This is a genomic window from Bizionia saleffrena (genome assembly GCF_008086175.1).
In the GTDB taxonomy this organism is placed as follows: Bacteria; Bacteroidota; Bacteroidia; order Flavobacteriales; family Flavobacteriaceae; genus Bizionia; species Bizionia saleffrena.
Genome location: NZ_VSKM01000001.1, coordinates 110,127 through 123,334, shown reverse-complemented (window position 1 = coordinate 123,334; position 13,208 = coordinate 110,127). Strand labels below are relative to the sequence as shown.

The following is a 13,208-nucleotide window of genomic DNA, read 5'->3' as shown; positions in this document are numbered from 1 at the left end:
TATAGATTTGGAAAATAGAATCACACAACTATTTAATATAAAGTATCCAATAATTCAAGCAGGGATGATTTGGAATAGCGGCTGGAAATTAGCTTCAGCTGCGAGTAATTCAGGGATTTTAGGACTTATAGGTGCTGGGAGTATGTATCCGGAAGTGTTACGCGAACACATTCAGAAATGTAAAAAAGCTACCGATAAACCGTTTGGAGTTAACGTGCCAATGTTGTACCCCAACATTACCGAAATAATGGATATTATAGTGGAGGAAGGGGTAAAGATTGTTTTTACATCGGCGGGAAATCCTAAAACGTGGACCAAATGGTTACAAGAACGCGGTATTACTGTTGTGCACGTGGTAAGCAGCGTAAAATTTGCATTAAAATCTCAAGAGGCGGGTGTCGATGCTATTGTAGCCGAAGGTTTTGAAGCCGGCGGACATAATGGTCGTGATGAAACAACAACGCTAACGCTAATACCAATGGTGAAAGAACAGTTACAAATTCCGTTAATTGCCGCTGGCGGTATTGCTTCTGGTAAGGCAATGTTGGCGTGTATGGTACTTGGTGCCGACGCTGTACAAGTGGGAAGTCGTTTTGTGGCCAGCGAAGAATCGTCAGCACATCAAAAATTTAAAGAGGTTGTGGTCACTGCTAAAGAAGGTGATACGCAATTAACGTTAAAAGAATTAGCACCCGTACGATTAATAAAAAATAAGTTTTATAACGAGCTTCAAGAATTGTATAAATCCTCGCCATCGGTAGACGATTTAGTAAAACTATTAGGGCGTGCTCGAGCTAAAAAAGGAATGTTTGAAGGAGACTTAGAGGATGGTGAATTAGAAATAGGTCAAATATCAGGACTCATTCACGATATTAAACCAGTAGCAACCATTGTAGAAGATATGGTTGCAGAATTCGAAAAAGCTAAAGCTAACGTTGTTAATTTATAATGTGAACAACGATTTATAGATAACGTTAAATTATAGTGCTAAAATCTATGTTTATTATCACTCAAAGCTCAACGCTAAGTATTACTTTTGCACGATGATTTTAAGTAAGTACACTAAAGAGTTTAAATACAATTGGCAACTCGCAGCGCCTGTTATGCTGGGTATGTTGGGTCATACCTTTGTCAGTTTTGTAGATAATATTATGGTTGGGCAGTTAGGTACTGCCGAGCTCGCAGCGGTTTCTTTAGGAAACAGTTTTATGTTTATCGCAATGTCTATTGGTATCGGGTTTAGTACCGCCATTACGCCGTTAGCTGCCGAGGCAGATTCGGCTAATAATAAAGAAGACGGTAAGTCGGCATTTAAGCACGGGTTAGTCTTATGTACGGTTTTAGGCATTTTACTTTTCTTACTTATCTTTTTTGCAAAACCTTTAATGTACTTAATGAAACAGCCTGTTGAGGTTGTGGATTTGGCACTGCCTTATTTAGATTTGGTGGCGTTCTCCCTTATCCCCTTAATAGTATTCCAGGCCTTTAAGCAGTTTAGCGATGGTATGTCTATGACAAAATACCCAATGTATGCGTCTATTATTGGGAACTTAATTAATATCGTTTTAAATTATTTATTCATTTTTGGTAAGTTTGGCTTCCCAGAATACGGTATCGTTGGTGCAGCTTACGGTACTTTAATATCGCGTTTCGTGATGTTGTGGTACTTATGGTATTTATTAAAGAAGAAAGACAAAAGCCGTTACTTTGTTACCAACATAAAATTATTTGTTTTAGATAAATTAATGCTTAGAAAGATAATAAATCTAGGTACGCCTAGTGCTATGCAAATGTTTTTTGAGGTCGGTATCTTTACCTCGGCGGTATGGTTAAGTGGGTTGCTGGGTAAAAACCCACAAGCAGCGAACCAAATTGCTTTAAACTTAAGTTCTATGACGTTTATGGTGGTTACAGGCTTAAGTGTTGCGGCAATGATACGGGTGGGGAACCAAAAGGGATTAAAAAACTATTATGAGCTAAGACGTATCGCTTTTTCACTTTTCTTATTAGGCACTATCTTAGCGCTCTTTTTCGCCTTACTATTTTTGGCATTCCGCGAATATTTACCACGAATTTATGTCGATTTTGATGATGTTATTAACTATGAAGATAACATGGAAGTGGTAAGTATTGCCTCAAAATTATTGTTGGCTGCAGCGGTATTTCAAATTAGCGATAGTATTCAAGTCGTCGTTTTGGGAGCGTTGCGAGGGTTGCAAGATGTGAAAATACCGACGATTTTGACGTTTATTTCTTATTGGTTAATAGGGTTTCCTATTAGTTATTATTTTGGAACCGAAGCGTATTTTTCTAGTTTTGGTATCTGGATGGGATTAATTGCAGGATTAACTACCGCTTCTATTTTATTATATATTCGATTTAATTACCTTACAAAAAAATTAATTGCTCAAAAATAAATTATCTATGGAACTGCCTAAATTTATACTCGGTGATAATACCGATTTACCGAATGCTATTTTTGTGATACATACAGAATTCCCTATGTTTATTATAAATTTAGAAGATGATGAGGTGGAATGGTTAGAAGAGTTTGACCAAGATGATGAGAAAGAACTAGAATTAGAAACCGAAAACTTAATTGAATTAGCGACTGCTTTTTACGATAGAGAGGTTTTAAGATACGATGATTAATACGATAAGTATTATATTCATTTTAGTACTATAGAGAAGTATTCGAGATTACTTCGAAGTTGATGCTCTCGTGTTTTTTCGGGAAGCAATTGCCAAAAGCCCGACCTAATGGTAACGCCCAAAATATTTTAAATGTTAGAACAACTTGTAGAGTTAGATAAAGACTTATTTTTATACTTAAACGGAATGGGAAACGTCTATTGGGATGCTTTCTGGATGTTTTTTACTGCCAAATTTAATTGGATTCCGTTGTATGCCGTTTTGGTGTTTTTAATGTACAAAAAATTGAATTCAAAAATGTTTGTACTAACCGTAATCATCATCGTATTAATGATCACGTTTACAGATCAGGTAACCAATTTGTTTAAACACGGTGTAAAACGACTTAGACCCTGCCAAGACGAAAGCTTGGTAGATATAATGCGTTTAGTGAAATCGCATTGTGGAGGTCGTTATGGTTATTTCTCTGGACACGCTAGTAATAGTATGGCAGTCGCTATTTTTACAGGGAAAATGCTGCAATACCGATTTAAATACTTAATTTATATTATGATTGTGTGGTCGTTATTTATGGCGTACAGTCGTGTGTATATTGGGGTACACTTTCCTTTAGATATTTTAAGCGGAATGGTTTTCGGAGGAGTTTCAGGGTATGGGTTTTATAGATTAGAACGCTATGTGCAAAAACGCTTTACGGTGGCTAAGTAGTTAGTTATATGCTGAAAATTATGGAATGAAATAAATATTAACAGTGTTTATACTTCTATCTTTTAATTCGGGATGCACGGTTAAAATCAAATTAATAAAGGGTTTGTACTACATTTTGGAAAGCCGAATTTTGATTATAAATGCTACTATTAGCATAAGTATTGATATCTAAAACTAAATTCCACCAGAAAATATTTCAGGACTAACTATCTTTTAAATAATATATATTGAGTGCTACAAATGCGTTTCTGGCCAAAAACAAAATAAAGGAATTATTAATGTAGCTATCGATAACCAATTTGAAAGTAGAACTCAGAAAGAGTTGAGGTTTTTCGTCAACATAAAACCAATCACATTTATAGTAACGGATATTTGATTGATAATGAAAATCAGACTGTTTTACCGAAAGTATAATAGGAATTTAATTAATCAGCGCTGACAACTTTAGATTAAAAATAATCCCTTTAACTATCAAGAATGAATACAAAAACGCTGATTAACGCCACATAAAATTCCTGTCTGCTCCCTAGGGCATTCTAAACGTAAAAACCTCTACTTCTCACTAAGAATATAAAACGTATTTGTTAAACGGTCGTTGTAGTGTTGCGTCCCTTCTTTGGCCTGGTTTAAATCGTAAGTTTCCACTTCTTTTACGTTAAAATTATCTTTTAAAAGCTTTAAATCTTCAGCCGATAAGAGATTAGTTAGCACTCCAAATTTAGATTCCGAAGGAAATTGAAAAGCGTTATTTTTATAAGGAATTCGCGGTATCATATCACCATATTGCCAAATGGTTTCTGGAGCGACGTATTTAAAGGAATACAAAGGAATACCACGCGTATCGTTATCATTTTTTAACGTGGCTATAGAATTGAAATCATCATTTTTAAATAATTGCATTAGCGGTAATCCCACAGCAAACACAGCAGCAAAAAAGAGTACTGTTAATAAAAAAACGTGCTTCATATTTTTCTGTTTTAGTCGCAATAGAATAAACACGCCCAGAGTCACTAATACGATAGATGCTAAAACAAACGGTAACCAATGCTGCTGCAATTCGGATTTAAATAGAATATAAAACACAATGGGAAACGCAATACCGATAGTGCCTATTAATCCGAAATTGAAATATACAGGTAACGTTTCGCGCTTGTCTTTTATGTCTTTAAAACGACGGATTAAGTATTCAATATAGAAACCAATATTAAAAGCTAACGGAATTAAAACGGGCATTAAGTATCGCGATTTTTTCTCTGGAATAATCGAGAGTAAGACCACGGCTAAAATAGTCCATAGTAAACTAAATTTATAAGCTTTATAATTGCTAACTCGTGTTTTTAAATATGGAAAAAGTAAACTTATAAATGCGGGAATAGTCCATAAACCACTTTGTATAAAAAAGCTCCAATAGTAGTAAAAGGGCCTAACATTATAACTCGTCCAATTGCCAGTTTCTTTTTCGGTAATCGCATTAAAAGTTGTAGGATCGTTTAAACGCACATAAACATACCAGAGGCCACCAACGACTAAAGCAATAACGAGTACACTAAAAAAGGAGAATACTTTTGCTTTAGCATTTTTATATTTAAAAGTGACGCCATAAGCGATTAAAAAGGGTAATAATAAGGCGTAAAACGAGACGGGACCTTTACTTAAAATAGAAAAACCGATAAACAAACCGGCGACTACGGTATGTTTCCACACCACGCCCTCGGCTTTAAATAACTTGTGCAAATGAAAAATGGCTACCAACATAAAACCGTGCGTAAAGATATCCCAAGGGGCTTCAATAACAATCCCGATGACGTAAAAAGAGGTTACAACAATGAGGGCATTAATTAAAGCGTGGCTTCTGCTTTTTAACATGCTTCTCGAGAGCTTATACATAAAAGATCCTGTTACCATTACTAAGAGAACAGCGGGTAAGCGCATACCAAAAACACTCTTAATGCCAAAAAACAATCCCGAGAAGGCAGTAAGCCAAGTAGGTAACGGAGGCTTTTGGTAACGAGGTTCTCCATTCATAGTCGTTAGCAACCAATTATCGTTTAAAACCATTTCGCGAGCGGTGACAAAATTTCGTGCTTCCATAATAGATACTTGAATGGCATCTAATTGTGGTAATAGCATTAAGGCTACCAATAAACAAATCGTAAGTATCGGATATTCTTTAAGTAGTTTGGGCATCTTGTTTTTTTAATAAAATTAAATTTCTAACATAAATGGTCGCTCCTAATATATGACCAACTAACAGTACAGGATCTTTTCGAAAGATGGCATACGCTAAGATAAGAAGAGATCCTACTAAACTCAAGGCCCAAAAACCGAAAGGTAAAGAGGACGTTTTATGTTTTTCGGAATATAACCATTGGTACACAAAACGGAAGGTGAAAACAGTTTGTGATACAATACCTAAAATAAGTAACCAGACAGGTATACTTTCATTTTTAAACAATAGAGTAACGTCAATATTATTATTGTTAAAGTAAAATATCGTTATAAATCCAGGCATAAATAATAAAATATAACGGATAATCGCGGGATATCTCTGCCATTGGTTTTGTAATTGTAAATTCCTAATGTAAATAAAGTAGGTAAGACCTTGTCCTAACATGATGGCAAAATCATTACGTAAATATCCGTAAATAAAAAGTAGAAACGAAGCGACTAAGCTTAAGGTCCAAAATAGTGTAGGTGTTATCACGCGCTTTTGTTTTTCGCTGGTAAGCCATTGTACAACTAAACGCGCAGAGAACAATAATTGCGCGAAGAAACCTATACTATAAATGATCCAGTCGCTCATTATCCCTGTTTTGCTACGGTATAATTAATATACTTTTTTTTCATCCATAAATAGGCGAAACAGTCCATTAATGGCCCCAGCAAACGGTTCCAAACTCCAAACTTAGCTTCGCCAGCGAGACGCGGAAAATGCTGTACAGGGACTTGTTTAATGCGTCCCTTTTGCAATAAAATCATTGCCGGTAAAAAACGATGCAAACCTTTAAACATAGGAATACGTTTGGCATAATCAGTTTTAATAACTTTTAGTGGGCAACCGGTATCGTCCATGCCGTCACTCGTAAAACTGCGCCTGATGCCATTGGCAATGGTAGACGACATATTTTTAACAAAGCTGTCTTTTCTATTCTCGCGAACGCCCGTTACCAAGTCGTTATCGCCAATATGCGCTAACAATAAATTAAAATCGTCTGGAGCAGTTTGTAAATCGGAGTCTATATAACCTACCAAAGGTGTTTTGGTATAATCGAAACCTGCTTTAATAGCGGCGCTTAAGCCGCGGTTCTCATAGAATGAAATAAAAGAAAATTCAGGATTTCTAGCTGCAATGAGTTCAATAAGCTCTTGGCTTTTATCTTTAGAACCATCGTTTACAAAGAGTATTTTAGTTTTTTTCGACGCTTTTTTGGTGTACGCTAGTAATTCGGTTTCAACACGTAATAAATTATCTTCTTCGTTGTAAACCGGTACAACTATTGTAAAATCGTAGTTCATAAATAAGTATTAACACTGCAAATGTATTGTTTTTTTAAGAATTGAAAATGAGTATGAAATAAAATATGTTTCTTTGTACTACGATTTTGAAATTTATGAAAGTATTAGTAACAGGAGCTGCAGGATTTATTGGATCGCATACGTGCGAAAGACTGAAAGAAATGGGGCACGACGTCATTGGTTTAGATAACTTTAATCCATATTACAGTCTAGAATTGAAGCAGTTAAACGAACAGGCTTTGCGTGAGAAAGGGATTGCCATTATAAAAGGTGATTTACGCACGGATGATTTATGTGCGATTTTACCTCAAGATATTAATTATATCTTTCATTTTGCGGCGCAGCCAGGTATTTCGGCAGCGTCAACGTTCGAAGATTATTTTACCAACAATATCTTAGCAACGAAGCAATTAATCGATTATGCATCACAGCTTAAAACGTTAGAGTTATTGGTAAACATCGGTACGTCGTCAATCTACGGATTGGAAGCAACGTTCCCAGAAGATGTGGCGCCACAACCAGCATCTCATTACGGTGTTACAAAATTAGCAGCCGAACAATTGGTGCTTCAAAAAAGTAGAGAAACGCTATTTAAAGCGTGTTCGCTACGTTTATATTCTGTTATCGGGCCACGCGAACGCCCAGAGAAAATGTACACCAAACTCATTGCTTGTGCGTATAATGGTAATGCTTTTCCGTTATATCAAGGTAGTGCGACGCACCTGCGTAGCTTTACTTATGTTGGCGATATTGTAGATGGTATTGTAAGTGTTATTGGTAGCGAAACGGCTGTAGATGGTGAAATTATAAACTTAGGAACCGAAGTAGAACATACCACTCAAGAGGGGATTGAGGCGGTAGAAAAAGTGATTGGGCAATCCATTGCTATTAATAAAGTCGCTGCACGTGCTGGCGATCAATTGCGTACGAAAGCAACTATTGAAAAAGCAAAACGACTATTGAATTACAATCCTAAAACGACCTTACTAGAATCGGTAGAAAAGCAAGTGGCGTGGTACACCAAGAATTTTCTGTAATTGGAGTTTCAAATGAAGTATTATACTTTCAATTTTAATAGATAATCGGCTGCAACAAACGGTGTCGTTTTATTATCTTCTATCAACTGAAGCTGTTTTGCGAGTTCTACTTTTACTTCGGTGTTATTAAAAAAGTCGTTTTTAAGTTGTTCTTCAATAGTTTGAATGAGCCAAAATTTATTCTGCTCTCTTCTATTGTCATTAAAAAACTGGTTCCCTTTTGTTAACGTAACATAATCAGAAATAATCGTCCAAATTTCATCAATTCCTTCCTCATTAATGGCGCTACACGTTGTTACTTTAGGTTGCCAGTTAGACGCTTTTTCAGGATAGAGATGCAAAGCACGGTTAAATTCTACTTTCGCTAATTTTGTGGCTTTAATATTATCTCCATCAGATTTGTTAATAGCGATACTATCGGCCATTTCAATAATACCGCGTTTAATACCTTGAAGTTCATCGCCGGCACCAGCCAATTTTAAAAGCAAAAAGAAATCCACCATACTATGTACAGCGGTTTCGCTTTGGCCTACACCAACGGTTTCTATAATAATACTGTTGTAACCTGCGGCTTCACATAAAATAATGCTTTCTCGTGTTTTGCGCGCCACACCACCCAAAGATGCCCCTGATGCCGACGGTCGAATAAAAGCATTTTTGTTTTTTACTAAATCTTCCATTCTGGTCTTATCACCCAAAATACTACCTTTAGTAATCGAACTACTGGGGTCTACTGCCAAGACAGCGACTTTTTTACCAATAGCAGTAAGATGCATTCCAAAAGCTTCGATAAACGTACTTTTTCCCACACCCGGAACACCCGTAATTCCTATTCTGACCGATGTGTTAGCGTGTGGCAAACACTGTTTTATAATGGCGTTTGCTTTTTCTAAATGTTGGGGGTTTTTGCTTTCTACTAAAGTGATTGCCTGACTTAAAGCAGTAATATTTCCTTCTAAAATTGCAGAAACGAGCGATTCTACAGAGCGTTCTTTTTTTCTGCTTGCTTTAATTTTTGAAATCGATAGTGCGTTGGTTGTTTCTGGTTGCGAAACGCCATCGTTTTCTTTTAAAGCCGATTTTTTAGAAGGTGTCAAAAATGAGATGATTTAATGCTAATTATTTCAAAGGTACGGCAACTTTTGTCGTATCCCAAGCCAAGGTTAAGAACAAATTATCGGTAGAATTATCAAAGGCGATGGTAAATTGCTCCACCGTTGTGCTTATTTTTTGAGGTTCAGCCCTAATAGTCGCCACATCGTATTGCGGTTCGCGCATAGCTTCCATAGTTTCATTCACACCCCAAGAATACATTTTAGAGTTGAAAATAACATTCCATGACGTATCATTTGGAATCGTCCACAACGTATATTTCCCAGCAGGAAGTAATTTATTATCGATTGTTAGATTTTTACTTGTTTCGAAAGTAGTCGCTTCGTTAGCACCAGTTCGCCATACTTTATTGTACGGTACTAACGCTCCAAAAACATCGCGATTTCTTTTAGATGGGCGGTTGTAAACCACTTTAAGTTCTATATCGTCAACTTCAAAGGCCACTGTTTTCTTCGGACTTAAAGATTCGTTAAAAATTCCGTCGTTAAGGTAAGAATAGGAGAATACACCAGCTGCAACAACCAGTAAAACTAATATAAACCATTTAAAAAAAGTGTTCATTACTTATAGCATTTATTTAGGTATAAAGATACTTTAAAACCTATTTGTTACTACATAGAATATTATAATTTAACACCATATTAATAGTATGAATAAAAAGTTTACAATTTTTAAGCATTACTACTAAAAATAACGCTAATTCTGAAATTAGAGTTTATTTCAATAATTAAAGAATAAATTTGTTGAACATCAAAAAAAAGAAGATGAACACAACATTAGTGGTATTGGCAGCAGGTTTAGGCTCGCGTTATGGTGGTTTTAAGCAATTGGACGCTATGGGGCCCAACGCACATTCTATAATGGATTATTCTCTGTTCGATGCCTTACACATTGGATTTACATCTGTCGTTTTGGTGGTACAAGAGTCTATGGTTGCGCCGTTAACCGAGCGTTATATAACAAACCGAAACTGGCCAGTAACCTTTGCAATACAAAACACCAATATTACTATAGGAGATAATAAATATTATCGCGAAAAACCTTGGGGCACAGCGCACGCCTTATGGTGCGCAAAAGATGCCGTTAACACTCCGTTTGTATTAATTAATGCCGACGATTTTTATGGCCGTGAGTCCTTTCGTTTAGCCTTTAATTATTTGCAAACTCAAAGTGATTGCTGTGCTGTTTTATTTCCTATTGATAAAACATTGAGTAGTAATGGTGTGGTAAATAGGGCAGAAGCGACTATCGATAACGGTTGGTTACAAACCACAGTAGAACGCGAAAAGATTAGCAGACAGGAGGGTAAGATTGTGTATTCAACGATTGAAGGAGGAGAAAAAGAACTCCCTGAACGAACATTGGTATCTATGAATATGTGGGGATTAACGCCCGAAATTTTCGGTTTTATAGATAATGATATTTCAGAATTTATTGAGAATTGGAAACAAAACGCCAACTTAGAATACCAACTACCAAGTGTCATCGATAGGATGATACAGCACCGTTTAATGGAAGTAAAAGCTATCCCAACGCAATCTCATTGGGTGGGCGTAACGTACAAAACGGATAAAGAAATGGTGAAGATGCAATTACAGCAGTTACACAATACCGGAATTTACGACGACTTATAATGAAAGCGAGACTTCATAATATTCTTTTGTATTATTTTAATGAGATCATTATTAATACTGTAGATACGTTGCAAAGTGGATTGATAAATAGCACCTATAAGGCTGAAACGTCTCAGGGTACTTTTATTATTCAGAAAATAAATCAAGAGGTGTTTCCTAATATTGGAGAACTCCTGAATAATAAAATTAAAGTGGTGAACTATTTAAATGCGCATCATTTTTCAACCATACAGTTTTTAAAGACAAAAGCAGACACTTTTTATGTAGACACCGAAGATGGTATTTGGCAAATATCAGGTTATATTTCGTCGTGTGTGCAGCATAAAATAGATTCTCCAAAAATGGCTTCGCAATTGGGAGGTTACTTGGCGCGATTTCATTCGGCATTAACCGATTTTCCTGTTTCAGAGCTAGAAATTACCATTCCCGATTTTCATAATACAGAAAAACGCTACAGCGATTTGTTAGCGAGTAGTGCTTCAGCTTTAGAAGAAAGACGCTTAAATGCACATCGGGAAATGGAATACATCACAGAAAACTTCGAAAGCATTCACACTATTGCAGAGGCAATTCACAAAGACATAATTCCGCAGCGTGTGGTGCATAACGATACGAAAGTCGGTAATTTTTTATTTTCGACAGCAGGAGAACTGCTTACCATCATAGATTTTGATACGGTAATGCCGGGTAGTGTTTTACACGATATAGGCGACGCCTTGCGAACAGGCGCAAGCACAGCACCCGAAGACGAGCAAGATTTAACTAAAGTCGGTTTTAACGCAGCAATTTACGATGCTTTTATAATGGCTTATGTAAAGGAAGGACAATCGTTTTTAACGCCCGAAGAATTAAACGCCATCCATTTTAGTTTGCCTTTAATTCTTTTAGAACAAGCCTGCCGCTTTTTAGAAGACTACTTAAGAAACGACATCTATTACGATGTGCGTTACGATACTCATAATTTAGTGCGAACACGGACACAATTACACTTGTTTAAGCACGTGAAACACTATCTTAATAAACAGTTTAATATTCTGTAAATTTAATCCTTTAAAACAATTACAATGAAACACTTACCATTTCAAAAAGGAGTAGTCCTTTTGCTAGTATTAGCACTGACTGTATGGTCTTGCAAAACGACAAATCAAGTGGTGGATACAACCACGTCTATGCTTTTAAAAACGACTGTTCCGGTGCGTCCTGCAGATCAAAAAGACGTGCTAAAACTCACTGCAGCACCAATACCGGTAGTTCGTGTTGGTTTTATAGGCTTGGGGATGCGCGGTTCAGGTGCCGTTTCGCGAATTACTAATATTCCTAATGTAGAGATTGTTGCCATTTGCGATATTATGGAAGACCGTACCGAAGCTGTCAATGCGAACTTAGAAAGTTTAGGTTTGCCAAAAGCACAAGCCTTTTATGGTGAGGAGGGGTGGAGAGACCTTTCCGCTTTACCAAATTTAGACCTGATTTATATTGCTACCGATTGGAAGAACCACGCAAAAATGGGTGTGCAAGCAATGAAAGACGGTAAGCACGTCGCTATAGAAGTGCCTGGCGCTTTAACTATGGAAGAGATTTGGGAGCTTATAAACACTTCAGAACAAACCCAAAAACACTGTATGCAGTTAGAAAATTGTGTCTATGATTTTTTTGAGTTAACAAGCTTAAATATGGCACAACAAGGTGTCTTTGGAGAAGTCTTACACGCTGAAGGCTCTTATATACACCAATTACAACCATTTTGGGGCGAGTATTGGAATAACTGGCGTATGGACTATAACCGAGATCACAGAGGTGATGTGTATGCAACGCACGGTATGGGGCCAGCGTGTTTATCTTTGAATATTCACCGTGGTGATAAAATGAATTATTTAGTGTCTATGGACACAAAGGCAGTGGGGAATCCGGCCTATATTAAAGAGAAAACCGGAGAAGTGGTGTCCGATTTTAGAAATGGCGACCATACTATGACGATGATTAGAACTGAATTAGGAAAAACCATTCAGATTCAACACGATGTAACGTCTCCGCGTCCGTATTCTAGAATGTTTCAATTAAGCGGTACAAAAGGTTATGCTAACAAATATCCATTAGAAGGGTATGCCTTAAATGCTGAAGATTTAGGAAGTGATATTGTAAAACCTTCGGATAATTTTACCACACACCAATTTGCACCAGATCACATTAAAAAGGCGTTAATGGAAAAATATAAACACCCTATTGTAAAAGATATCGAAGACAAAGCCAAAGAAGTTGGTGGCCACGGCGGTATGGATTTTATTATGGATTACCGTTTAATGCATTGTCTTCAAAAAGGATTACCTCTAGATATGGACGTGTACGATTTAGCAGAATGGTCGTGCTTAGGACCGTTAACAGAATTGTCTTTAGATAATAATTCGGCTCCTGTTGAAATTCCAGATTTTACTCGTGGTGGTTGGGATAAATTAGATGGCGTTGAATTTGCTCAAGAGTAGCATAACACCTTTAGAGTAAATTATATACTAAAAAAGACTATCAGAAATGATAGTCTTTTTTTTGTTCT

General features: G+C 36.6%; 13 protein-coding genes. 8 read left to right on the top strand and 5 right to left on the bottom strand.

Features of this window, described 5'->3' with window-relative positions:
- Window positions 1-7: 7 nt before the first annotated feature.
- The 4 genes from ES676_RS00570 to ES676_RS00555 all read left to right on the top strand — a co-directional run bounded on the left by ES676_RS00570 (window position 8) and on the right by ES676_RS00555 (window position 3,360).
- Window positions 8-949, top strand: coding sequence for an NAD(P)H-dependent flavin oxidoreductase (locus tag ES676_RS00570; RefSeq protein WP_148368086.1), 942 nt, complete (start codon window positions 8-10; stop codon window positions 947-949).
- 94 nt (window positions 950-1,043) lie between these two features.
- Window positions 1,044-2,417 carry an MATE family efflux transporter gene (locus ES676_RS00565; protein ID WP_148368085.1) on the top strand — a complete coding sequence of 458 codons (1,374 nt, stop codon included), beginning with the start codon at window positions 1,044-1,046 and terminating at the stop codon, window positions 2,415-2,417.
- 7 nt (window positions 2,418-2,424) lie between these two features.
- Complete coding sequence (locus tag ES676_RS00560) at window positions 2,425-2,652, top strand: hypothetical protein (protein WP_148368084.1); 228 nt, start codon at window positions 2,425-2,427, stop codon at window positions 2,650-2,652.
- Window positions 2,653-2,784: 132 nt separating this feature from the next.
- On the top strand, window positions 2,785-3,360 hold the full coding sequence (locus ES676_RS00555) for a phosphatase PAP2 family protein (protein WP_148368083.1): 576 nt from the start codon (window positions 2,785-2,787) through the stop codon (window positions 3,358-3,360).
- A 552-nt stretch (window positions 3,361-3,912) separates the two neighbouring features.
- Here ES676_RS00555 and ES676_RS00550 read toward each other — a convergent pair.
- Genes ES676_RS00550 through ES676_RS00540 form a run of 3 tightly spaced genes read right to left on the bottom strand, consistent with a single transcriptional unit; the run spans window position 3,913 to window position 6,876 of the window.
- Complete coding sequence (locus ES676_RS00550; RefSeq protein WP_148368082.1) at window positions 3,913-5,547, bottom strand: ArnT family glycosyltransferase; 1,635 nt, start codon at window positions 5,545-5,547, stop codon at window positions 3,913-3,915.
- Window positions 5,531-6,163, bottom strand: coding sequence for a lipid-A-disaccharide synthase N-terminal domain-containing protein (locus tag ES676_RS00545; RefSeq protein WP_148368081.1), 633 nt, complete (start codon window positions 6,161-6,163; stop codon window positions 5,531-5,533). Before ES676_RS00545 ends, ES676_RS00550 begins: the two co-directional genes overlap by 17 nt.
- Window positions 6,163-6,876 (bottom strand): glycosyltransferase family 2 protein, encoded by a 714-nt coding sequence (locus ES676_RS00540; RefSeq protein WP_148368080.1) that lies wholly within the window; start codon window positions 6,874-6,876, stop codon window positions 6,163-6,165. The genes ES676_RS00545 and ES676_RS00540 overlap by 1 nt, the downstream gene beginning before the upstream one ends.
- A 95-nt stretch (window positions 6,877-6,971) precedes the next feature.
- Here ES676_RS00540 and ES676_RS00535 point away from each other — a divergent pair, with 95 nt between their 5' ends.
- Window positions 6,972-7,913 carry an NAD-dependent epimerase/dehydratase family protein gene (locus tag ES676_RS00535; protein WP_148368079.1) on the top strand — a complete coding sequence of 314 codons (942 nt, stop codon included), beginning with the start codon at window positions 6,972-6,974 and terminating at the stop codon, window positions 7,911-7,913.
- A gap of 20 nt (window positions 7,914-7,933) precedes the next feature.
- Here ES676_RS00535 and meaB read toward each other — a convergent pair whose 3' ends face one another.
- On the bottom strand, window positions 7,934-9,010 hold the full coding sequence (gene meaB, locus ES676_RS00530) for a methylmalonyl Co-A mutase-associated GTPase MeaB (RefSeq protein WP_148368078.1): 1,077 nt from the start codon (window positions 9,008-9,010) through the stop codon (window positions 7,934-7,936).
- A gap of 22 nt (window positions 9,011-9,032) precedes the next feature.
- Window positions 9,033-9,587, bottom strand: a complete 555-nt coding sequence (locus ES676_RS00525; RefSeq protein WP_148368077.1) for a DUF2911 domain-containing protein — start codon at window positions 9,585-9,587, stop codon at window positions 9,033-9,035.
- 203 nt (window positions 9,588-9,790) lie between these two features.
- Here ES676_RS00525 and ES676_RS00520 point away from each other — a divergent pair, with 203 nt between their 5' ends.
- From ES676_RS00520 to ES676_RS00510, 3 genes are read left to right on the top strand one after another with little or no spacing between them, the layout of a single operon-like run.
- A complete protein-coding gene (locus ES676_RS00520) occupies window positions 9,791-10,660 on the top strand; it encodes a sugar phosphate nucleotidyltransferase (protein ID WP_148368076.1) in 870 nt (289 codons plus the stop codon).
- Entirely contained in the window at window positions 10,660-11,700 is a 1,041-nt protein-coding gene (locus ES676_RS00515; RefSeq protein ID WP_148368075.1) for a phosphotransferase enzyme family protein, read from the top strand. The genes ES676_RS00520 and ES676_RS00515 overlap by 1 nt, the downstream gene beginning before the upstream one ends.
- Window positions 11,701-11,724: 24 nt before the next feature.
- Window positions 11,725-13,140 (top strand): Gfo/Idh/MocA family protein, encoded by a 1,416-nt coding sequence (locus ES676_RS00510; RefSeq protein WP_148368074.1) that lies wholly within the window; start codon window positions 11,725-11,727, stop codon window positions 13,138-13,140.
- The last annotated feature ends 68 nt before the right edge of the window (window positions 13,141-13,208 follow it).